Origin of the sequence: Paenibacillus arenilitoris (assembly GCF_014705655.1) — a bacterium.
GTDB classification, from domain to species: Bacteria; Bacillota; Bacilli; order Paenibacillales; family Paenibacillaceae; genus Pristimantibacillus; species Pristimantibacillus arenilitoris.
In genome coordinates this window covers 26,508-48,509 of record NZ_JACXIY010000005.1, presented here as the reverse complement: position 1 = coordinate 48,509, position 22,002 = coordinate 26,508, and the positions used below count along the sequence as shown (strand labels likewise).

At 58.4% G+C, this 22,002-nt stretch carries 17 protein-coding genes; 9 read left to right on the top strand and 8 right to left on the bottom strand.

Features of this window, described 5'->3' with window-relative positions:
* The first annotated feature begins 43 nt into the window (after positions 1 to 43).
* From IDH41_RS04350 to IDH41_RS04340, 3 genes are all read left to right on the top strand, one after another.
* Positions 44 to 820, top strand: coding sequence for a Cof-type HAD-IIB family hydrolase (locus tag IDH41_RS04350; protein WP_190858623.1), 777 nt, complete (start codon positions 44 to 46; stop codon positions 818 to 820).
* Between the two features lie 1,215 nt (positions 821 to 2,035).
* On the top strand, positions 2,036 to 3,274 hold the full coding sequence (locus tag IDH41_RS04345; protein WP_223829441.1) for an asparaginase: 1,239 nt from the start codon (positions 2,036 to 2,038) through the stop codon (positions 3,272 to 3,274).
* 19 nt (positions 3,275 to 3,293) lie between these two features.
* A complete protein-coding gene (locus IDH41_RS04340; protein ID WP_190858619.1) occupies positions 3,294 to 5,024 on the top strand; it encodes an asparaginase domain-containing protein in 1,731 nt (576 codons plus the stop codon).
* A gap of 173 nt (positions 5,025 to 5,197) precedes the next feature.
* Here IDH41_RS04340 and IDH41_RS04335 read toward each other — a convergent pair whose 3' ends face one another.
* Positions 5,198 to 5,413, bottom strand: a complete 216-nt coding sequence (locus IDH41_RS04335) for a hypothetical protein (RefSeq protein ID WP_190858617.1) — start codon at positions 5,411 to 5,413, stop codon at positions 5,198 to 5,200.
* Positions 5,414 to 5,594: 181 nt separating this feature from the next.
* Between IDH41_RS04335 and IDH41_RS04330 the strand changes: the two genes are divergently transcribed.
* Positions 5,595 to 6,479, top strand: coding sequence for a sugar phosphate isomerase/epimerase family protein (locus IDH41_RS04330; RefSeq protein WP_190858615.1), 885 nt, complete (start codon positions 5,595 to 5,597; stop codon positions 6,477 to 6,479).
* 82 nt (positions 6,480 to 6,561) lie between these two features.
* Here IDH41_RS04330 and IDH41_RS04325 read toward each other — a convergent pair whose 3' ends face one another.
* Positions 6,562 to 7,503, bottom strand: a complete 942-nt coding sequence (locus IDH41_RS04325) for a hypothetical protein (RefSeq protein WP_190858613.1) — start codon at positions 7,501 to 7,503, stop codon at positions 6,562 to 6,564.
* Positions 7,504 to 7,668: 165 nt separating this feature from the next.
* Between IDH41_RS04325 and yunB the strand changes: the two genes are divergently transcribed.
* Positions 7,669 to 8,826 carry a sporulation protein YunB gene (gene yunB / locus IDH41_RS04320; protein ID WP_223829440.1) on the top strand — a complete coding sequence of 386 codons (1,158 nt, stop codon included), beginning with the start codon at positions 7,669 to 7,671 and terminating at the stop codon, positions 8,824 to 8,826.
* A 142-nt stretch (positions 8,827 to 8,968) separates the two neighbouring features.
* Here the strand turns inward: yunB and IDH41_RS04315 are convergent, their stop codons facing one another.
* Positions 8,969 to 14,821 carry an S-layer homology domain-containing protein gene (locus tag IDH41_RS04315; RefSeq protein WP_190858612.1) on the bottom strand — a complete coding sequence of 1,951 codons (5,853 nt, stop codon included), beginning with the start codon at positions 14,819 to 14,821 and terminating at the stop codon, positions 8,969 to 8,971.
* A gap of 193 nt (positions 14,822 to 15,014) precedes the next feature.
* The gene (locus IDH41_RS04310; protein ID WP_190858732.1) at positions 15,015 to 16,067 is read right to left on the bottom strand and encodes a M23 family metallopeptidase; all 1,053 of its coding nucleotides are present in this window, start codon (positions 16,065 to 16,067) and stop codon (positions 15,015 to 15,017) included.
* Between the two features lie 176 nt (positions 16,068 to 16,243).
* On the opposite strand from IDH41_RS04310, the gene lipA reads away from it, so the two are divergent.
* Positions 16,244 to 17,173, top strand: coding sequence for a lipoyl synthase (gene lipA / locus IDH41_RS04305; RefSeq protein ID WP_190858610.1), 930 nt, complete (start codon positions 16,244 to 16,246; stop codon positions 17,171 to 17,173).
* A 27-nt stretch (positions 17,174 to 17,200) separates the two neighbouring features.
* A complete protein-coding gene (locus tag IDH41_RS31180) occupies positions 17,201 to 17,923 on the top strand; it encodes a YutD family protein (protein WP_223829439.1) in 723 nt (240 codons plus the stop codon).
* 23 nt (positions 17,924 to 17,946) lie between these two features.
* Here the strand turns inward: IDH41_RS31180 and IDH41_RS04295 are convergent, their stop codons facing one another.
* Complete coding sequence (locus IDH41_RS04295) at positions 17,947 to 18,744, bottom strand: NAD kinase (protein ID WP_190858609.1); 798 nt, start codon at positions 18,742 to 18,744, stop codon at positions 17,947 to 17,949.
* Positions 18,745 to 18,841: 97 nt separating this feature from the next.
* Positions 18,842 to 19,855: a sporulation integral membrane protein YlbJ gene (ylbJ, locus tag IDH41_RS04290; RefSeq protein WP_397327454.1), complete on the bottom strand. Its 1,014-nt coding sequence runs from the start codon at positions 19,853 to 19,855 to the stop codon at positions 18,842 to 18,844.
* 496 nt (positions 19,856 to 20,351) lie between these two features.
* On the opposite strand from ylbJ, the gene IDH41_RS04285 reads away from it, so the two are divergent.
* Both IDH41_RS04285 and IDH41_RS04280 read left to right on the top strand, forming a co-directional pair.
* Entirely contained in the window at positions 20,352 to 20,741 is a 390-nt protein-coding gene (locus IDH41_RS04285; protein WP_190858605.1) for a globin domain-containing protein, read from the top strand.
* Positions 20,742 to 20,746: 5 nt separating this feature from the next.
* Entirely contained in the window at positions 20,747 to 21,484 is a 738-nt protein-coding gene (locus IDH41_RS04280) for a DUF2225 domain-containing protein (protein WP_190858603.1), read from the top strand.
* On the opposite strand, the gene IDH41_RS04275 is transcribed toward IDH41_RS04280, so the two are convergent.
* Both IDH41_RS04275 and IDH41_RS04270 read right to left on the bottom strand, forming a co-directional pair.
* Positions 21,481 to 21,723 carry a hypothetical protein gene (locus IDH41_RS04275; protein WP_190858602.1) on the bottom strand — a complete coding sequence of 81 codons (243 nt, stop codon included), beginning with the start codon at positions 21,721 to 21,723 and terminating at the stop codon, positions 21,481 to 21,483. The two genes, IDH41_RS04280 and IDH41_RS04275, sit on opposite strands and share 4 nt — an antisense overlap.
* A complete protein-coding gene (locus IDH41_RS04270; RefSeq protein ID WP_190858601.1) occupies positions 21,720 to 21,890 on the bottom strand; it encodes a YycC family protein in 171 nt (56 codons plus the stop codon). The genes IDH41_RS04275 and IDH41_RS04270 overlap by 4 nt, the downstream gene beginning before the upstream one ends.
* Between the last annotated feature and the right edge of the window lie 112 nt (positions 21,891 to 22,002).

The following is a 22,002-nucleotide window of genomic DNA, read 5'->3' as shown; positions in this document are numbered from 1 at the left end:
GAAATGGTTAGGACTATACTTGCGAAGAGGGGCTGCAGAAGGTATGAACATTTCGGTTATCGCGCTTGATCTGGACGGAACGCTGCTGAACGCGAGGAAAGAAGTGTCGGAGAGGAACCTCGCTGCCGTCATGAACTGCAGCCGGAACGGGAAGAAAATCGTGATCGCGACGGCGAGGCCGCCAAGGTCGGTGCGGGACATGCTGCCGCAAGAGCTGCTCGATATCGCGGCTTTCGTCTACTATAACGGCGCCGTCGTACGCGACGCGGACGCCGGAATCGACGAGCATTACCCGATCGCGGCGGACCTGGCAACGGAGCTACTCGAATACTGCACCGAGATGATGCCGGAGTGCGCGATAAGCGTGGAAGCGAATGACCTATGGTTCGCGAACCGGGAAATCGTCGACCGCGACTTCTGCCATCCGCGTTTTCGCCCGGAGATCGTGACGCCCCGGGAGCTTAAGCGGCTGGAAGCGACCAAAATTTTGCTGACTTCGTTTACGGGTGCCGAGCCGCTCGTGCAGCGGTTCGGCGGCCGCCTCCATGTCGTTCTTACGGATCAGGGAAAGCTGCTGCAAGCGATGAACCGGACCGTCTCGAAGAGTGCGGGCCTGCTGCGCTTATGCGGGTATTACGGGGTGCCGGCATCGGACCTGATCGCCTTCGGCGACGATTATAACGATATGGACATGCTCCGGATGGCCGGCTATGCGGTCGCCATGGGGAACGCCGTTCCGGAGCTGAAGGCGGCGGCCCATTCCGTGACGGCCTCGAACGACGAGGACGGCGTGGCGGAAATGCTGGAGCGGCTCCTTTGAACGGGGGCAGCCTTGGACTTGCTTTGCGGTTGGCTCCTCGATCACTCCGCAAAGCTCATGCAGGAGGAGTTTTGCGATTCGATCAAAGTCGAATAGTATGGAAACGGCCCGGTACCCCAGTTGGGGAGCCGGGCTTTTCGTAATCTAAGAAAGTATAAGATTCTCTTTAAACTCCGCTTATATTTCTCCGCGAAACGAGCTTTCCCGTCCAAGTACGGCGAAGCCGTTTACGCTTGCTTGCGCGGGCATAGAATGCGTCATTGGCTGGCAGGCTGGCTGGGAGGCTGGCTGGCAGGCCGGAAATTCGCCGACTATGTTGCGGGACGAACAAGCGCCGCCAAGTCGGGTTGAATGGATTTCATCCATTCAAATCGCCCGGAAGTGACGGATCTGATGTGTTTGAGTGGAGAAAATCCAGTCAAATACGAGCACGGTAGGGCCGATGGGCTTCCGAAGGGGCGTTAGAGTGGACAAACTCCAATCAAACGTCCCGTAAGAGGCGGATTTAGTGTGTTAGAGTGGAGAAAATCCAGTCAAATACGAGCACGGTAGGGCCGATGGGCCTCCGAAGGGGCGTTAGAGTGGACAAACTCCAATCAAACGTCACGTAAGAGGCGGATTTAGTGTGTTAGAGTGGAGAAAATCCAGTCAAAATTGAGCGGCCCCCTCGATTTCCTTCCCTGTTCTTCTTCGAACTCCTCGCTTACGATTCGATGGATGCGGTCTTCCTCATTGTCCCGGATCGTCCTCTGAAGCACAAGGCGCGGGCGCGATCGAAAGGCGCCCGCGATGGCGTAATAGCCTTGCACGGAAAGCTGAAGCTGCTGCTTCAGTGTATAGATGCCGACGAATTCGAAGCCGCAGACGATCAGGAAAGCGGCCCTGCCGCAAAACTGTACGCAGGGGTGTTGCAGCGGTAAAAGTTGGGCGGCTGGCGACAGTTGATCATTCTTGAGGTACCAGGTCCCATATATATGTATGCAGTCAAAAATGTCATTTTTATGTTATATATACTAACATTTATATCACTTTCATTTAGTAAGAAACTTAAACAGTATGCGAGATAATTTAAGATAAATAGATATGTTACCGCTTTTTTCGTTGTTTTTGAGTTTGTTAACATATATAACGCGAAATATAATATAAACGTGTGATAGAGTCACAAATATAGAATAAGGAGATGTTAATATGACGGTTGTTGTGAGGAATATGTTAATGAAACGAATGCTTATCCCACTGTTAGTCTTATCCCTCATTGCGGTAACGATCGGCGTGCTGGCCGCAAGCAACCTGGCAGGCGCGGCGGAAGCCGCTCCTCTCCCGAAATTCGATATTCCGGCCGTCTCGGCCGCGCATAAGTCGTCTCCGCTTCCTAACGTTATCGTTGTCGCAACTGGGGGGACGCTTGCGGGCGCTGCAAGGGATGGCGATAAAACAAACTTTCAAAATTATGCGGCCGGTACATATGAAATGAAAGACTTAGTCGCTCAGCTGCCAGTGCATAAAACGGCGGATGTATCCACCTATCAATTCGGCAATAAAGGATCGGGCGGCTATACGATCAAAGAATTGTATGACCTATCCCTTGCCGTCGATGCGGCACTTGCGATTTATGACGGCGCGGTCGTCACGACGGGTACGGACACGATGGAAGAAATCGCATACTTCCTTGATCTGACGGTACGCAGCGAGAAACCGGTCGTCGTTACCGGCGCGATGAGGCCGTGGGACGTCATCGGCACGGACGGGCCCGCCAATCTGTATCAGGCGATCAAAGTCGCGGGCAGCAATAAGACCAAATGGTTCGGCACGGTCGTCATGCTGAACGACGTTATTTTTGCGGCGCGCGAAGTAACGAAGACGAACTCCCACCGGATGGATACGTTCGACGCTCCGATGTTCGGCGCGCTCGGTTACGTGGACGACCCGGCTGTACGGATCTACCGCGCGCCGGCGAGAGCGGCGAAGGCGGGGACGCCGGAATGGAAATCGCCGTTCGACCTGAAGACGATTTCCAAAGACAGCTTGCCGATTGTTGAAATAGCCTACAACTACCAAGAAGCTGGCGGCGGCGCGATTCGCGGCTTCGTGGAGGACGGCGCGAAGGGCATCGTCACGGCCGGAACGGGCGCGGGAGGCATCTCCTCCAAAATGAGCGCCGCGCGCAAGGATGCGATCGACAATCATGGCGTCGTATTCGTATCGACGACCCGCACCGGCTCCGGTACCATCTATGATAGCGGCAGCGGCAATACGATCGGCGGCGATAACCTGAATGCAGCGCATGCCCGCATGATGCTTCTTCTGTCGCTTGCGTTCACGAACGACGTTCATACGATACGCGACTGGTTCACGACCTATGGCACGCAGGACGTTGAAGTTTCCGTCGATTCCGAAACCGTGCTGACGACCTCCGACGAAGCGGTGACCAAAGAACTCGTGACTACGCGATAATGACGGGAGGTTGGCGGATATGATCGTACTATTTCACTTGAATGGCAGGCGAAAGCTTCTTGCTCCGCTCCTTGCCTTAGCGCTTCTTGGCGCCTTATTGCCCGGCTACGACGCTTCCGTCCGCGCGGAGCAGGCGGCGCAGGCGCTGCCGACGTTCGCTATACCGCCGGTATCGGAAGCCCATAACGCCTCGCCGCTGCCGAACGTCATCGTCGTCGCAACGGGCGGTACGATTGCGGGGGCCGCTAGAGACGGGGATAAGACGAATTTCCAAAATTACGCGGCAGGCACTTATCCAATGGCGGATATGGTTGCGCAACTGCCGACGCATGAGACGGCGGACGTCTCGACGTTCCAATTCGGAAATAAAGGTTCGGGCGGATATGCAATAAAGGAACTGTACGATCTATCCCTTGCCGTCGACGCAGCGCTTGCGATTTACGACAGTGCCGTCGTAACGACCGGAACGGATACGATGGAGGAAATCGCTTATTTCCTCGATCTGACCGTCCGCAGCGAGAAGCCCGTCGTCGTGACGGGAGCGATGCGGCCTTGGGATGTCATAGGGTCGGACGGCCCCGCCAACCTTTATCAAGCGATTAAAGTAGCGGGCAGCAATAAGACCAAATGGTTCGGCACCGTGGTCATGCTGAACGACGTCATTCACGCGGCGCGCGAAGTGACCAAGTCGAACGCCCACCGTATGGATACGTTCGAGACGCCGATGTTCGGCGCGCTCGGGTACGTCGACGATCCGGCTGTGCGCATTTACCGGATGAACGCGCGCGCGCTCAAGGCGGGACAACCGGATTGGGCGACGCCGTTCGATTTGAGGACAATATCGAAGGATGAGCTCCCGATGGTGGAGATCGTTTATAACTATCAAGAAGCGGGCGGCGGAGCGATTCGCGCGTTGGTCGAAGACGGAGCCAAAGGTATCGTCACGGCCGGAACCGGCGCAGGAGGCATCTCCTCCAAGATGAGCGCCGCGCGTACGGAAGCGATCAAACAGGGCGTTACGTTCGTGTCGACGACGCGGACGGGCTCGGGTTCAATTGACGGCGGCGGCAACGGCATCATCGCCGGCGACAACCTGAATCCCCAGCATGCCCGCATGATGCTGATGCTGTCGCTCGCCTTTTCGGACGATTTCGATACGGTTAAACAATGGTTCGAAACGATCGGCACGCAGGATATAGCCGCCGAAGATGCGTTCTTCGGCGACACCGCAAGCCACTGGGCGGAGGCTGCTATAGAAGCGGCGGTTGCCGCGGGAATCGTTAAGGGGTATCCGGACGGCATGTTCAAGCCGAACCTTACGGTAACGCGCTCGGAATTCGCGGTTATGCTCATGAATGCGCTGGATGCCGAAGGCGAAGGAGCCTCCTTAACCTTCACGGATGCGGGGAAGATCGGGGCTTGGGCGAAGGAAGCGGTCTCGAGAGCGGTTACGGCCGAGATCGTTAGCGGGTATCCGGACGGCAGCTTCCGGCCGGGGGCGAGCATAACGCGGACCGAGATGGTGTCCATGCTCGCCAAGGCGATGATGCTTGAACCGGAAGCCGGCGCGGTTACGGGCTTTGCGGATGACCGGTCGATTCCGGTCTGGGCGAAGAGCGCGGTGAAAGCGGTCAGCGCCAAAGGCATCGTGCAGGGGCGCGTGAACAACAAGTTCGCGCCGAACGATACGGCGACGAGAGCGGAAGCCGTAACGGCGATCATGAACATGCTCGAAGCAAGCAAGCCATAACAATAAAGGCCAGCCAATAATCTCAGGTTGACTTAATTATACGAAGGGGCTGTCTCCGATGATCATGAAATGATCGGTGAGACAGCCCTGATTTTATCGTTTACATTACTTTTGAGCCGGTTATCCGAAGAGAAAACCCGCTTGCGGGACAGCCGGCTTGATGCGCCGCCTTCCTAGCGCTTCTTCAGCTCGAAAAATTCGCAGTCCCGCCGATTGTGGTAGGCGATATCGCTTACCCCGGACTGCGTGACGACGACGCTGTCGTCGAACCGGACGACGACAGCGCCGGCGTCCACGATTTGGTTGTCCCGGAAGACGCGGATGCGCCGCTGCGTCTCGATAACCTCCTCGAAATCGTTGTCGGTGTTGAGGCGACGGTTAATGGCCATGCGAAATCTCCTTCAATGAAATCGTTCCTTTTCTTTCAAGTCTATCGGAATGCAAGGGAGGAAGCAATAACAACTACAGTCAAGTGCGGGGCGAGATTAGGCAAAGCTGATCGAAGAGCGGACCGGCCGGATATGCTACGATAAGGGAGCATTCAAAACTTATCCCATGACGAGGTGGCGTATGAAATTTTCCGTATTCACCGTTATGCTTCCTGATTGTTCGTTAGAGACGACCGCGGACCTCCTCCGCAAATATGGCTATCAAGGCGTCGAATGGCGGTTTACGAGAGTCGATCCGGCCAAACGCGGCGACAAGCCTTCTTTCTGGGGCAACAACCTCTCGACCGTGGACGCGTCGTCCTCCGAGGAGGAGCTGCTTTCGATCAAACGGTTGACAGACGAGACCGGGCTGGCCGTGCCGAATTTGGCCGCCTATATTCAAGCCGGAGACCTCGACGCCACGGAAAAAGCGATGAAAGCGGCCAAGCTTCTCGGCGCGCCGTCGATCCGGGTAGGCGTGCCCGGGTACGACCGGAGCCGCAGCTATGCCGATTTGCTCAAGGAGGGACGCGCTTACTTGAACGGCGTTCAGGAGCTGGGCAAGGCTTACGGGGTAAAAGGGCTGATCGAGGTTCATTTCGGCAATATCGCGCCAAGCGCATCCGCCGCCCGCAGGCTCGTGGACGGGTTTGACCCGGACCTTATCGGCGTTATCTACGACCCGGGAAATATGGTGTACGAGGGCTTCGAGCAGTACAAGCTCGGACTCGAGGCGCTGGGCGAATATTTGGGGCATGTCCACATCAAAAACGCGGCCTGGGTTCGAACCGATGCGCCTCAGCCGGCCGCAGGCGAGGAAAGCGCGCCGCACGGTCCGTTATGGAAGGCGTCGTGGTCGCCGGTCGCCGAAGGCGTCGTTCACTGGCCGCAGGTCATCGCCGACTTGAAGGCCATCGGCTACGACGGCTGGCTCAGCTTCGAGGATTTCAGCGGCTCCGCTCCGTCCGAAGCGCTTCTGCGGGACAATATCGCCTATATTCGTTCGCTTCTGCAGGCTGCGAGATAGGCGATGTTTCGGAAGAAAAGAAGAAGAGAACGAGGGCGGCCCAAGGGCGGCCCCCGTTCTCTTTATTGTTTTTCGAGCAAGGCTAGCCCATATACGACAAAAGCCGATCCAGTCCGATCGCGCTGATGAGCATCCTCTCCTTCCGGTTCCCTAACAGACGCTGCGGCCAGTCGACGAATCCGCCGTCGCCGATCGGAAAGCTCTCTCCCCGGTTGTTGACTTTGATCGTGAACTGGAGACCGTCATAATAGCGGTTATCCGCATTCGGCTCCGCTACGCTAATGGCGACCGGTTCCTCATCCTCTTCGCCGCGCCTCGCGATTCGCTCGATCAGCCCGGCCGCGTCCTTGTAGCCGCCTCTCTCGCTCAGGCTTATCTCGATGTCCGATTCGAGCAGCGAGCGGAAGATGTCCCGGTATACGGCGACATGCTCCCGGAATGCATGGATTTCGAAGCCGTACGAGCCTTTGTCGATGCCGGAGGTCACCATGCAGAACACGTGGAAATGCGGGAGCATCCCCGGCGCGTCTCCGAAATATTGGGACCGCACGTGCCTGTGCGTCGCGCATAGTCGGATAAACTCGTCTTTGTTGCTTCTTTGGCCCGTTCGAATCAGCTCGCAGGCGTGCAGCGCCAACACGTTCGAAGCGTCCGAGACGACCTCGGTTCCCCGCAGCGCGGATATCGTCTTGTTCTGGTCGGCCGGCGCCACCACGGACGAGCAGCCGAGCGGTGCGACGGGCGAGAGCTGAAGCGCTTCGGCGCCGTGGCGGGAAGCGATGTCGAGCAGGTCGAGCTCCAGCCGCTTGAGCCGCCGCGGGTCGGCGTGCGCGGGCTGCACGAACCGGTTGTCGCCGAATCGGCGCAGCAAATCGCCGGGCGTGGACGTCCTCGTCTTCTCCTGGAACACCTTCAGCAGAAGCGTGTTCAATTCGCTGCCCGATATCCGGTCGCTGAGCCGTTCGACGATATCGTCCGTTCCGAGCTTTCGGTTGATTTTTTCCATATCCGGCTGCCCCGTCATCGCGTCTCCTCCTTTTTACCCTAATGAATGTTAATGGGAATTATACCCGTGCTGCGTATCCGCTGCAATAGGGGGGCTCCCTTCGCGCGGCGATCTTCTTTTTTGGCCAAGTTGCGCATAAGAATGGGTAGGGGAAGCGGACAGGATATGCGGGAGGGGATGGATTTGGCAAAATGGGGCAGGAAGGGCTGGCGGTTTCGTCCGTTTGGCGGTATTCGGACGCAGCTATGGTCAGGCCGTCCTTTTTCCAGAACAAGAACGGTCAGCTGGGGAAGCCGCGGAAGCTCCCCGTCGTCCGGCTCGCCGCCTAAAAAATGGGGAAGCCCGCCCTCGTTTTCGCTGCGGTGGATGAGCCGTCCTGGCTCCGGCGGCAAGCGCAGGGCCAGACGGGCCGTCGCAGCTCCGGCAAGCCGCGCGGCCGGCGGCAGCGGCGGAGCGGGCGGCGCTTGGGGAGCGAGACCGGGAAGGCCGCGCATGAGGCGGCGGACTTTTCTTCTCGTCATCGTCATTGCGGGCATGATCTTTTCGATCCAATCCTTTGTTTACGTGGAGCGGAATTTGCGGCCGCCCATGATGAATATCGCGAAGATCCGGGTGAAGCAGGTGGCGACGCAGGCGATCAACAAGGCGATTACCGAGCAGGTCGCGCAGCGCTCCAACTCCGAGAAGCTGATCGATTGGAAAATGAACGGCAACGGCAAAATATCGGGCTTCATGCTGAACTACGCCGAACATATGAGCATCACCTCGCAGACGATCAACACCGTTCAGAATACGCTGAACGAAATGAAGGGCATTCCCGAGCATATTCCGATCGGCCACGCGCTGAACAGCGCGATCATTTCCTCGTTCGGACCGAAGGTGCCGGTCAAGTTCGAGCCGGTCGGGGCGGTGAAGGTGGACCTCAGCACCCGCCAGAAGGACGCGGGGATCAACATGATTCTCGTCGAGGTGTATATCCGGATCGTGGCGGAGGTAACGATCATCATTCCGTTCGATACCGAGCCGGAGCTGGTGGAGACGGATATTCCGATCTCGTACCTGCTCGTCGTCGGAGACGTGCCGATGTATTATTACGACGGCACCGGCAGGCCGGTCGGCGAATCGGCGGCCGAAGCGCCGAACATATCGGTTCCGCTCGGCCAAGGAACGGGGGAAGGCGTCACGACGAGCCCGGGAAGCGGCGGAAATGCCGGCTCCGGCCCGTCTAACGAAGATTTGGATCACTCGGGCCCGGCAACGGAAGTACCGGCGGAAGGGTCGGGTAACTCGGCTGATCCGGAAATCCCGCCGGGCGAAACGGGCAATTCGGCCGGCGAGTAAGCCGAACTGACGGAGAATCCGATCCAATCGAAACCGTAAACGAAAGCAAGGGCTGCCCTCGAGTAGAACGTTCTACCGAGGGCGGCCCTTGCTTGTTTGCCGATATTTCTAAAGACTCTGTTTCTCTGCTTGTTCGATCCCGTTAACGGCTCGCCAAGTAATTGTATAACGTCTGAGCCGCCATCGCCCGGGTTGTGACCGCCATGGCCTCGAGCTTGTCGCCGCTGCCTTGGACAAGGCCCGATTGAAGCATCGCCGTTACGGCTTGGGTCGCATAGCCTGAGACGGCTTCTCCGTCGGAATAGCTGCCCAGGCCGACTTGCTTCACGACGGAAATGTCAATGCCTGACGCGTTGAACGCGCGATACAGCATGACCATCATATCCTGGCGGCTGATGGACTGCTCGGGTGCGAACCGATTGCCTTCCAGGCCGTTAACGATACCCAGCCGTTTGGCCGTTGCCAGATAAGGCGAGTAATATTTGTCGCCCGCGTCGAGGAACGTGTCGGATTCGCCGGCTTCGGCTTCGATGCCGAGCGCGTTCATCGTCATCATGAGAAAGTCGGCACGGGTAACGTTCGCATTCGGCGCGAATCGCCCGTCTCCCATTCCGTTGACCAGTTCCCTGGAGGAAAGGTAATTGACGGCTTTATGATACCAGGCGCTTATGCCGACATCGCCGAACGCCAGCTGCTTGTAGGCGACCGCGTATGTGCTGAAATGCTCCGTTTCGAAGGTGACGGCACCGGCGGCCGCATCGTATTTGCCGCTGATCACCGTCTCGATCCCGCCGTTGCCGTCGAGATACCAGACGACCAGATTGTCCGCGTTCTCCCCGGCGGCCGGCGCATACGGAACGGACACGCTTACCCGCGTCGCTTCGTTCGTCCACTCGACCGGCTGTCCGTTCAATCGAAGGCCGATGTCGATCGCGGGCCGTCCGCCGACGCCTTCCTTGGCGCCGTCCGTCAGCCCGGAACGGTCGACCGCCTCGATCGTCAGCTCCGCATTTTTGCCTGCTACGGAGGCATCATTGCCCAGCATGTCGGATGGCAGCGTCACTTCTCCGAGCGGCGTCGCGATTCGGATCTGCCGGACGGCGTCCGTCAAGGTCAAATAATCGCTCGGCAAGACGACGGAGATGGCATCCGCGCCGTCAAGCGATGCCGCGGACGCCTCGATCGCGATCGTGACCACGCCGGCGCCGTCCGGCGCCGCTTGCCCGAAGGCTTCCGCAAGCGCGCTGTCCGAAACGGTCAGCACCGCTTTTCCGCCGCTCAATTGCGGCTCGACCCGAATGACGCCGGCCCCGCTGCCGTCCGTCCCGCCAGCCGCTCCGCCGTTATTGCCGCCCGGGTTTTCTCCCGGATTTCCTCCCGGTCCTCCGGTCCTCTCCGTTGCGAAGCGGTAAATGGAGCTTCGCCGTTCGGCGCCGAATTCATCGGCGATGTTCATGTACCAGTAGTAGGTTTGCCCCGGAAGCAAGCCGTTCCACATGACCGAAGCGGCGGAGCCTGAATTGACGTCGGCCCGGCTGCCGAGCTTCTCCTCCGTATACAGGTTGACCGCGAAGTAGTCCGTGGACACGCGTTTGTCAATATCGCGCAGGTCGAAGCTTTCCGTGAAGCTGTCAACGTCGTCCTCGAAGAAATTGTAGTCGTCCAGAACGGGCGAATACGTTCGGACATCGACGGTTTCCGCAACCGGATCGAAATGCAGATAACGAAGGTATCCGTCGCCGCCGTTCGGTCCGCCCTGATAATCGGCGAGAATTTCGAGCACCTGGCGTTCCGTCCCGTCCTCGTGCTTGACGGTTTTGACGACGCGCTTCGCGGCGTGATAATGGCCGCTTAGCACCATCTGCACATTTTTGTTCGGCGCGATGATCTCGTCGTATACTTGCTGCGCCATGTTGGACAATGTACCGTTCGGTTCCAGGTAGGCGTGCAGCCCGACGATCGCGTTGCGGTCCGCATGCTTCTTCAACGCCTCGTTCGCCCAGGCTACCGTCTCCTCGGTATTTTCAAGTCCGAAGCCGATGTACAAAATGATAAAGTCATGGCCGCCGACCGAAATCAGGTCGTAGTGATTCTGGTTGTCGTTCATTTGCCCGCCGTACCAAGGCTTGTCTTCATATCGGTGAGCGCCGACATATTTGCCGAAATAGGTGTAATTGACGCCGTCCAGGATCACGTCGTGGTTGCCGGCAAGAAGGCCGTACGGCACGTTCGCGTCGTCCAGCTTCTTCAAATTGCGGTCTGCGACGGCCCATTGGGCTTCGTCGTTCGCGACGTTGACGACGTCGCCGGTATGAATGGCGTAACTGAAGCTGCCTTTCTCATACTCTTCGGGAATCCAGTCGCCCAGCTTATCGAAAATATCCGGGTACGATTCCGCATAATATTGCGTATCCGTGAACCATAGAAGCGTAAACGGATCGTTCGCTGACTTCACCTCGTCCTGAACCATTGCCTCAATGACGCCGTCCCTTACGTAACGGTCAGGCTGAACCTCCGCGGCAAGCACGATGTCCTCGTTCTCCGACACGCCGGTTTGCCGCTTAAGCGCAACCCACTTGCTATCCGCGTAATCCCATGCATACAGCGTAACGATCCGGCCCGGAAGCGTCCGGCCTTTCCAGTACAGCTCCGCTGCCGTATTGCCGGCAATATCCCCGACCTCGATTTCGAACCGATGATAGGGGAACCCGCTTTGCGAATCGGTGACGAGGTAGTCGCCGTCCGGCGCCTTCACTTTCGCAGACTCGGCCGCGTCCATCCCGTTCTCCCCAGCAGGCGCGATCGCAAGCGGAGGCTCGCGGTCCGCCACGTGGACGAATCCTTTCATCCCGCCCGTGCGGGCAAAGTCGAATTTATCGCCCTTGAAGAAATCCACTTTCATCTTATCGCCCGTCGGATCGGCAAACGTCGCTTCCAGCTTGGCGTTCAGCGGCACGTTGCTTGCAAAATCGGCCGGTTTGACGTCTGTCGGCTCAAGCGGCCGCTCGTCCTCGACGACGAACGAATAAGCCGATTCGATCACATTCCCCGCGCCATCGGCAGCCTTCACCAGGAGCGTATGATTGCCCGGCGCAAGCGCGACCGAGGACGTCTCATAAGGGAGAACGATGCTTTGTCCGTCCAGCGAGGCTTCGACCGAAGCGATGCCGGTCAGGTTGTCCGACACCTCCGCTTCCAGCCGGACGGTTCCTTTCAGCTTCATGCCGTCCGTCAGCCATTGCCCATCCCCGATTCGGATGCCTTGCAAGACGGGCGCCGTGTTGTCGACCGTCACCTGTACCGTTTCGATCGGATTTTGCCCGATCTTCATCGCGACCGGATAGCTGCCGTCGGCATAGCCCGTCGTATCGATTTCCGCATATTTGGACGTGTATTTACCGTCCGGAATCGGGAAATGGAATTCGCTGATGAGCGCCTTCTGGGCGTTGCCGTCCCCGATCGCGAAGTACGCATTTTCAAGATAAGGAGACTGGGTTGCGTTGCGCTCGCCGGAATAGTTCACCATGAAATCCGGTTTGACCAGCGTTCCGTCCGGGAGTGCCAGATGGATGTTTTTAACGTCAAAATCATCGTGATTGTTAATGCCGTAGAACTTGTCGTGCGACTCCACGTCGTACGGCGCGTTCTCGTTGCCCGCGTGAACGGACACGATATTGTCGGCTACGAAATAGGACGGATCCATCTCTTCCAGCGTCCAGGCGCCTTCGACATACTTCGGAAGCAGTCGCGCAAAATAGTTCATCTCGCCGTCAGGCTTGATCGCGCTCAGGGAAGACTGGTAAATTTGGTCGATCCCCTTGCCCTGCAGCCCGAATTGAACGGAGCCGGGCAGCGCGCGCCTCAGGGAAAGCGGCGTACCGCCGAACGCAACCTCGACCTCCGCTCCGGCATCGCCGGCATGCGCATACAGGCTCGCGGTGCCGCGAACCATCGCCCCTTCCTCGACGGAGAGCCCGATTTCGGGCAGTACGGCTTGGCGAACGGAATCGTTAACCGTAAGCGGGGCGCCAAGCGAATTGTACGGCAGACGCGTCGAATGCCCGCTTTCGTCCTCCGCCTCGATCATGTACCTGTAGTTGCCGGTCTCGGCTATGGTTAACGCGCCTTCATACACATAGGAATCTCCTTGTTCGGACACCAGCCGCAAGGACGCGCTATCGGCGAATGCGCCCTCGCCGCTGTCGATCCGTCCGTAGACGATCTTCGATTTGCTTGCGTTCAGCGGCTCGTCGCTCGTCACCGTAACGGTATACGGCTCATTCTTGGCGATGTTGTAAGCCGGCTGATCGTGCGTCAGCGTCGGCGCAACCGCGTCAACTCCCGCTGCCGCGGGAACCTGGCCGGGATCGATGCTGCCCGGATTGGCATACAGCCGGGTGCCGATACGCTGCATCGTCCTGCCTTCCGCCGGAGTAGCGAAGCGGATGACCGTATTGCGAACCTCGGCCGCCATCCGGTCCGGGCTGCCCGGACTTGTGGAGTCGTACCAGGCTTCCACGATCAGATCGTTCGGCTGCCCGGCGCTCGACAGGCCGAGTCCGCGATGCGTCGCGTTCGGCAGATTGAAGTCGCTGGAAGCCGCATTGTTATAGAAAACGATATCTTCGTCCGTCAGTGACGTGTTGAAGTGGGTATTGAAATCCGCGGTTGTCGTGAAGCCGGCCGTGACCGCTTCCTTGGCGAACCAGATAACGGCCGCCGAATAAGGCTCGATCGCCGTATCCTGCGGTATTTTCCACTTCTTCGGCGTACCTCCGCCCGGATACAAGTACCATAAGGTGTAATCTTTAAGATTGAGCGTTTCATCGGAATTGTTGTACAGCTCCGCGAATTCGTACTGGTTGCCTCCGCCTGTCCGGTAATCGGCAAACGGATGGGGCAGAAGCTCCGTGATGAGAATGCGCGGCGCCTGCGCGGCCGGCCGGCCGCTCACGATCGTTTCGTATTCCGCGGATACCGTCTGATGCACGCCGTCGCCCGCCGCGATCCGGTAGTAAACTTTGCTGCCGGTAATGGCATCGGACGGAATGGCGTAAGCGTAGACGCTGCCGGCAACCGTCATAGGCGCCTGGCTGTAATTGCCGCCAGCTTCCGCCTTGTATTGCAGAACGACATTCAGCGGGTCGCCGTCCGGATCCGTCACGCTCGCGGAGATCGCGAGATCCTCTCCAACGTTCACCGAAGGGACGGGGGTGTGGTCGATGACCGGGGCTCCCCCGACGTCCGCTGCCGGTACTTGACCGGGGTCGATGACGCCCGGATTCGGATAGGGGCGCGTATCGAGGCGCCGCATCGTATTGCCGTCCTCCGGATAGGAATAACGGACGACCGAGTTGCGGACATCGTTTACGGCCCTGTCGGGGCTGCTCGCCGTTTTGGAATCGTACCAGGCTTGCACGATCATGGCATCCGGCTGTTCGGGGCTCGATAGTCCGAGTCCGCGGTTCTCGGCGTTCGGCAAGTTGAAATCGGTCGTGTTTCTATTATCGTATTGGATGATATCGCTCTCTGGCAGCACCGTGCCGAAAAACTGGTTAAAGTCGCTGGCGGTGCCGTAACCGTCCGCGATCGCTTCCTTGGCAAACCAAAGGATCGCCGCGCTTCTCGGCTCGATTTGCGTATGTACCGGGATGACCCATTTCTTCGGGGCGGTCGCGTTCGGATACAAATACCACAACGTATAGCCGAACAAATCGAGCATGTCGTCCGAATGATTGTACAGCTCCAAAAATTCGTACTGATTTCCGCTGCCTTTGCGGGGATCGCCATTCGGATGGGGTAAAAGCTCCGTTATGAGAATCCGGGGCGCATGCGCGGCCTCACCTCCTCCTTCGCCCGCTATGGACGCTCCGGCCGATACCGTTTCCAAGCTTCCTGACGGCTCTCCGGATTGCAGCTCTTCCGCGACGGCCGCTACGCCTGATATCGGGGAAAAAAGCATACAAAACAACAACAGACCAACAATCATTTTCATCCTGCTTCGCACTTCCGCTTGCCTCCCGTTTTCGAATTAGCGTTAACCAACAGCGAGATCGGTTAACACGTTCAAAATAAATTACCAAAATTGTGTACGATCCCGGTAAACTGCACGATAAAATATTGTAAAGGAACAAAAAAAACGACTTTACCGGATCCGCGAAAGCGGGCGGTAAAGTCGTTTTGTTTGGTTATTTTTTGGCACGGAGCCGCTTTCGCTCCTCCTGCTCCCATCGCTTCAGCATCGGGAAAGGGTCGAAGGACCATTCGATCAGCCCGCGGTCGCTGTAGACGCCATAATGCAGATGGGGAGGGAACTTCCCCTGCGTCCCCGGCTTGCCGTAGCCGGAGCTGCCGACCCAGCCGACGACTTGACCGGGCTTCACGACGTCGCCGATACCGACCGTCTTATCGTAACCGGACATGTGGGCGTAATAGTGGTAGAAGTTATTCAAATCGCGAATGCCGATCCGCCAGCCTCCGTACGGATTCCAGCCCTTCACTTCGACGATGCCGTAGCAGGTGCTCCGGACGGGAACGCCGTGGCCCGCGAAAATATCCGTCCCTTCGTGGATGCGGCGGCCGCCCCAGCTGCGCCCCGTTCCCCAAGTGCTGCGGTAAGCGTAATTCGCGGATAGCGGCACGGGGAATGCATGCTCGAACAGGTCGAGCTCGCCGAATGCGGCGTAGATGCGGGAAAATTGCTGAATGCGCTGAACCGCCCGGCTGTTCTGGTAGTATTCCCAAAGCCCGATCGAGAAATCGTCGTCCGATACGCCATAGGACGCGATGCGGCTTACAAGCGAGTAGAGCAGGTCGAAATCGTTCGTGCGCTCCGCCTGTCCGTTGCCGTCCCCGTCGCGTCCGATGCCGTTGAACCAGCGGATCGAAGCGGGCATGCTGTCCTCCGCGTCTGGATTAAGCGGGCCCGCCCATTTCTCTTGATCGATGAACACGCCGACGGTGCTGCCGAGCGCTGGCCTGGCCTTCGGCTTCGCCCTGGACATCGAGCGCTCGTATTGATCGATCGCCGCGATCCAGTGCCACGGAATATCCGTTACGGCGCTCAGCTTGTCGTACAGTTTTTTTTGCTCCGCGAGCGGATTCGGCTTCGCGGCCGCCGGCCCGGCTGCCGCTTCCGTCTTCGGCGCGCGGCTGCTCGCAAGCGCGGTGCCGGCGGGAGAGGCGAGAAGCAGGGAGGCCGCGGCAATCGTCGCCGCAATAGTCGTCAGTTTCAATCGCATCACCCTTTCAAAAGCCATGGCGGTTATAGCGATAGGTTTTGCAAATCATTGGTTTTTATCCGAAACGGGCGATTGGAATCGTATTCCTAAGAAAGTGCTATTTCCAGCCGAAACATGTTATAATAAGCCCAGGAGTGGCAAGATTCATAAATGAACGTGAAAGCAGGTAATGCCTCATGAAGCAGCAGGAAAAGCTAAAAAAGCCGGATTGGCTTCGCATAAAATTGACAACGGACGGCAACTATGCCGAGATCAAAGAAATGATGCGCACGAAGACGCTGCACACCGTCTGCGAGGAAGCGCGCTGCCCGAACATTTACGAATGCTGGGCGAACCGCACCGCCACGTTCATGATTTTGGGCGATATTTGCACGCGGGCATGCCGGTTCTGCGCCGTCAAGACGGGCATGCCGACCGAGCTGGACTTGGAAGAGCCGGAACGCGTGGCGGAAGCCGCCGAGCAGATGGGGCTTCAGCACTGCGTCGTCACTTCCGTGGCGCGCGACGATTTGAAGGACGGAGGCGCTTCGATCTTCGCGGCGACCATCCGCGCGATCCGCAAGCGGCTGCCGTTCTGCCGCGTCGAGGTGCTCATTCCGGATTTCCTCGGCAACGAGGAAGCGCTGCAGACCGTTATGGACGCGAATCCGGACATCCTGAACCATAATATCGAGACGGTCGAGCGTCTATCGAATCGCGTCCGCGCAAGGGCGAAATACAAGCGCTCGATCGAGCTTCTGGCGCGCGCCAAAGCGATGAAGCCGAAAATTCCGACGAAATCGAGCATTATGCTCGGCGTCGGCGAGGAATACGACGAAATTTTGCAGGCGATGGACGATTTGCGGGCGGTAGACGTGAACATTTTGACGCTCGGCCAATATTTGCAGCCGACGCCGAACCATTTGCCGATCGTGAGGTACGTACATCCCGACGAATTCGCGAAACTGAAGGAAGAAGGACTGAAGCGGGGCTTCCGGCACGTTGAATCCGGCCCGCTGGTCCGCAGCTCTTACCACGCGCACGAGCAGACCGATTCGGCGCACGCGGCCATCGCAGCGGAAGCCGGAGGCGCGGTATCCGCCGGCGCCTGCTCGAGCGGCATGTAACCGACGCACTAGGATGAGGTGTAGAACATGGGTTTGATTCATATCGGCGGCAAAAGTTACGAGCTGCTGCACGAGAACCGGAACGGCTGGAACGCCGAGGCGTTCCGCGACCGTTACAGCGAGGTGCTGGAGCGGTACGATTTCATCGTCGGCGATTGGGGTTATAACCAGCTGAGGCTGAAGGGCTTCTTCCGGGATAACCACCAGAAGGCGACGAAGGACAGCAGCTTCTCGTACATGCCGGATTATATTAACGAATATTGCAACTTCGGCTGCGCCTACTTCGTGTTGGAGAAATCGCAGAACGCGAGGAAGGAGCCGGAGGATTACGATCTGGACGAAGGAGACGGCCGGCCGAAGCCGGAGGCGACCGATCTGCTCGCGGCGGCTGAAGGCAGCCTGACCGCTGCGGCCGAAGCGGAAGAAGTTGCCGAGGCGGAATCGGCCGTCGCAAGAGAGCAAGCGCCATCGCCTTCGCATAGCAGGCATCATCGCGGCCATCGCGGCGAGCATCGCCACGGCGGATCGAACCGCGGCGGCGGCGAACCGCGCGGGGGCGACCATGCCGGCGACGGAGAAGGCCGTTCGAACAATGAGCACCGAAGCGGAAGGCGCGATTCCCATCAGCGCAAACCTTACCGGGGGAACGACCACCGCGGCAAGAAGCCGTTTCGGATCGCGGCCAGCGAGACCGCGGCGGCGTCCGCGGACCCTGCCCGCCCGAATAAGAAAGACGCCGAGCGATCCTGACGGATCGTTCGGCGTCTTTTGCCTTATTTGGCGTCGTAGCCGAGAAACGCTTCCCGTACCCGGTTCCAGAAGGTGAACGGGCGATAGCGGGCGAAGCTGACCTTGCGGCTCGATACGCTGCAGCGTATCGATTGAATGTCGGTGCGCATTATGCTGACATGGTCGATCGTCAGCTGAATCCGCTGCTCCTTCTTCGAAAGAATGTCGCAGTGGTGATGCTGGGGAAGCAGCACCGAGGAGCCGAGGGTGCGATATACCCGGTTGTTGATCGAAGCGATCTCCGCGATCTGCAGGCAGTCGATCGAAGGGTGAACGACGGCGCCGCCCAAGCTTTTGTTGTATGCGGTGCTTCCCGAAGGGGTCGAAATGACGATGCCGTCGCCGCGGAACATTTCGAACATCTCGTCGTTAATGTTGATTTGGGCGACGAGCGTGCCGTCGACTCCTTTTATCGTGAATTCGTTCAGGGACAAGTAATGGCGGGACTCCGCCGGCGTCTCCAGCTCGATCTCCGCCAGCGGATATCTGACGATTCGCGGCGATTCCTTGGTCATCACGGCTACGAGCTCCTCCAGCTCGTCGGCCTGCCAGTCCGCGTAGAAGCCGAGATGGCCCGTATGGATGCCGACGAAGGCGACATCCGTTATTTGGTCGACATACGTGTGGAAAGCTTGCAGCAGCGTGCCGTCTCCGCCGATGGAGATGACCATCTCCGGCGCTTCTTCGTTACGTTTGAAGTCATGCTCTGCAACTAAGGCGTGAAATTTCTCCGCCAACGATTTGGATAACGGATCGCCCCGGTCGATTACCGCGTATTTCAAAGATAAATCTCCTTCCGAACGGTTAATACCTAAGATATTAAAGGAAATTGTCCTTGAATTCAATGAGCCGCGGCGCAGGTCTGCTTCTTTGGTCCTCTTAGCGAGGTCCCAGCCATCCCCAAAGCAGGTAGACCAAGGCGACGGCGACGAATCCGTGAACCATTCTGGCGAGGATGAAAGGCCGGTAGCGCAAGTCGGTCCGGCTGAGAAGGCTCGCTACCTGCGCGTGCACCGACAGGCCGCCCCAGGAAAGCACCCAGGCGGCGATACCGGCTTGGTGCATAAGGCCCGTGCCTGCCGTGCCCGCCGCTCGCGAACCGAGCGTAACCTCGAATAAGCCGTAGACGCCTGCGTCCGCGAGCTGCCACGGCAGGCCGACGAGACCGAATATCGCCCGCACCGCTTCGGCGAGCAGCTCGACGACGCCCGCATGGGTCAGCATCTCCATGACGACCGAGAAGAAAACGACGAGACCGCCGACGACGATCATCAGCTTAAGCGCCGACTGCACGGAGTCCTGCACCAGCTTGCCCAGATCGCGGCCGTCGAGGAGTCTGGCCTCATGCATCGCCTTAAGCGCTTCGGCGATGCGGGAAGGGCGGCGCATTCTCGCCCTGCCGTCTTGCGCTTGGCCTCTCTCTCGCGACGAACCGGCGGCCCGCCGGTCATGGAACCGCATGAGGAAGCCGATAAGCAGCCCGCCGCCGTAATGGGCGGCGGCAAGCAGCGGGGCGAGGGCGGCATTTTGAAAGAACCCGACGGATACGGCGCCGATCAGGAAGATCGGATCGGAAGTCGTCGTGAAGGCGACAAGCCGCTCGCCCTCGGTCCTGGTTACAAGCCGCTGCTCCCACAGCTGGGCGGTAAGCCTCGCCCCGACCGGATAGCCGGATATGTAGCCCATCGTCACGACGAAGCCGCCGATGCCGGGAAGACCGAACAGCGGCCGCATCAGCGGGTCGAGCAGCTTGCCGAAGAAATGCACGATGCCGAAGCCGAGAAGCAGCTCCGAAATAACGAAGAAGGGGAACAGGGCGGGGAACAGCACCTCCCACCAGATCGAAAGCCCCCGCAGCGAGGAGCTGAGCGTCTCTGCCGGATAGACGGCCATTAACAGCACGACGGCGAATGCGCCGAACGCGGTAAGGGCTAACGGATGAACGAACGCGCGCAGCAGAACGACCGCCTCCTTTGGCATATTGGACCTGCGAACGACGTAAATAATCGGGGCGGCGTACAACCCCTCCTACACTTATATGACGGCGCGCGGGCATCCATCCCTAAGCTTGGCAAAAATAGATGGACAAGTTTAAAGAAAACGCTTGCAAAAACACTGGATTCCTGCATTTTTTATGGTACAATAGAATTACCTTTGAACGGTTGGAGTGATGAGCATGAGTATTATTGCCGGCATTCTGGTCTGTGCGTTTGTCTATGTCATTCGAGAATCTCTTGCGGCACCTGGTGAAGAAGACTACGAAGGTTAAGGAGCAGTACCCGCGAAGCAATGAGGCCCGCACGTCAAGCTGCGGGCTTTTTTTTGTCACTTGGGCGATCTTTTTTGTGATATAATTCTAAATACCTACAAAACGGAGATGACTTTGACGATGAATAGGAATATAAGCCTTTATGAAGCAATCGGAGGACATGAGACTTTAAGACTAATCGTAGACGCTTTTTATCCGAAGGTACAAGCTCATCCGCTTCTGGGGCCGCTATTTCCGGAAGACATAGACCCGGTCAAAGAGAAGCAGTATTTGTTTTTGACCCAATTTTTCGGCGGTCCCATGCTTTATTCCGACCGGTACGGGCATCCCATGATGCGGGCGAGGCATTTGCCTTTTCCGATTACGCCGGAGCGTGCGGAGGCTTGGCTCGATTGCATGCGGAGGGCGCTGCGGGAAGTCGGAATCGACGAGCGGCTGCAAGAGATTGTCATCGACCGGTTATCCGGACCCGCCCACCACTTTGTTAACACGACCGAAGAGGAGACGTGATCGATATGGAACCGCTCTACCAATCGAAGATGACATGCATTTGCTGCGAAACCCGGTATGCGACTTCGCGGGTCAGGCCGAGCTTCAAGCGGGCGACGAAGACGGATACCGACTTTTGCGGCTATTACAAGGCGGAGGTCAATCCCGACTTCTACGTCGTCCGGGTTTGCCCGAATTGCGGCTATGCATCGACCGAGAACGGTCTGGAGCGGTTGAACGACACGCAGAAGAAGCAGTACCTCGATCGCATCGGTTCCAGGTGGGAGACGCAGGATTACACCGGCGAGCGGAGCGCGCAGTCGGCGATGGCCTGCTACAAGCTGGCGCTGCTCTCGGCGCAGGCGGTGGGGGAGAAGGACCGCGTACTCGCCGGCATTTTGCATCATATCGCGTGGCTGTACCGGTACGAGTCGAACGAGCAGGAGGAACAAAGGTTTTTGCGATTTGCGCTGCAAGCTTACATACGCGTCTACGAAGCGGAAGGCGTCGAGCTCAACAACGCGAAGCTCATGTACTTGATCGGGGAGCTGTACCGGAGAGTCGGGGAGCCGAGCGAAGCGGTTCGCTGGTTCTCGCGCATCGTGAACGACAAGAAAATCGTCGACGCCGCGATGATCCGCGCCAGCCGCGAGCAATGGCAGCTGATCCGCGAGGAAATGGAAGCCGGACGGCAAAGCCCGTCCGGCGGCGCGGAGGCTGAGCTCGGTCCGCAGGACAACGCGGCGACCGCTACGTCCGCTTAGCGGGATCCCCGGCGAAGGACGCGGTCTGTCAGCAGATAGTCCCGGTCCGCGTCCACGATCGTCACCTTGTTGCGGCAGCACGGGAAGACGAGCAGGCGCTTCATACCGTCCCGGATGTCCGGCAGCTCGTCCGGCCGGACGGGCAGCAGCACGTTGTCCGCGCCGCAGAACGGACAGGCCGGCACGTACAGGTCGCCCATGACGACGTCGTACGGCCATGCTTTTTCGAACGGAATCATGATTTCTCTTCGCTTTCCGGCGAAGCGGGGCCGTCGTTTTTGGCCAGCTCCGCAAGCTTCTGCAGCAGGATGTGGCGGGGCATATGCATCAAATGCTCAATCGGCACCCCGAGCTGCTCGGCGAGCTTCACAGCCGTTTCGGCCGATATTTGCAACGGTTTCGACATGGTGAAATTCCTCCAATCCGGATATAATTATGTTATACACCGCCAAGAAGGTTTGCGCAAATATTAACGCGGCCGCTTCTTGGCTTTTTCAAGTTCAGTCGTTATTCGAGAG

Coding starts and splice junctions, on each gene's coding strand:
- ylbJ (WP_397327454.1), bottom strand. CDS start 19,855: ATGGCCGTCTATCCGGCAGAGACGCTCAGCTCCTCGCTGCGGGGGCTT.
- IDH41_RS04340 (WP_190858619.1), top strand. CDS start 3,294: ATGATCGTACTATTTCACTTGAATGGCAGGCGAAAGCTTCTTGCTCCG.
- IDH41_RS04280 (WP_190858603.1), top strand. CDS start 20,747: ATGGAACCGCTCTACCAATCGAAGATGACATGCATTTGCTGCGAAACC.
- IDH41_RS04285 (WP_190858605.1), top strand. CDS start 20,352: ATGAATAGGAATATAAGCCTTTATGAAGCAATCGGAGGACATGAGACT.
- IDH41_RS04270 (WP_190858601.1), bottom strand. CDS start 21,890: ATGTCGAAACCGTTGCAAATATCGGCCGAAACGGCTGTGAAGCTCGCC.
- IDH41_RS04325 (WP_190858613.1), bottom strand. CDS start 7,503: ATGACGGGGCAGCCGGATATGGAAAAAATCAACCGAAAGCTCGGAACG.
- IDH41_RS04310 (WP_190858732.1), bottom strand. CDS start 16,067: ATGCGATTGAAACTGACGACTATTGCGGCGACGATTGCCGCGGCCTCC.
- IDH41_RS04350 (WP_190858623.1), top strand. CDS start 44: ATGAACATTTCGGTTATCGCGCTTGATCTGGACGGAACGCTGCTGAAC.
- IDH41_RS04315 (WP_190858612.1), bottom strand. CDS start 14,821: ATGAAAATGATTGTTGGTCTGTTGTTGTTTTGTATGCTTTTTTCCCCG.
- IDH41_RS31180 (WP_223829439.1), top strand. CDS start 17,201: ATGGGTTTGATTCATATCGGCGGCAAAAGTTACGAGCTGCTGCACGAG.
- lipA (WP_190858610.1), top strand. CDS start 16,244: ATGAAGCAGCAGGAAAAGCTAAAAAAGCCGGATTGGCTTCGCATAAAA.
- IDH41_RS04275 (WP_190858602.1), bottom strand. CDS start 21,723: ATGATTCCGTTCGAAAAAGCATGGCCGTACGACGTCGTCATGGGCGAC.
- IDH41_RS04330 (WP_190858615.1), top strand. CDS start 5,595: ATGAAATTTTCCGTATTCACCGTTATGCTTCCTGATTGTTCGTTAGAG.
- IDH41_RS04335 (WP_190858617.1), bottom strand. CDS start 5,413: ATGGCCATTAACCGTCGCCTCAACACCGACAACGATTTCGAGGAGGTT.
- IDH41_RS04345 (WP_223829441.1), top strand. CDS start 2,036: ATGAAACGAATGCTTATCCCACTGTTAGTCTTATCCCTCATTGCGGTA.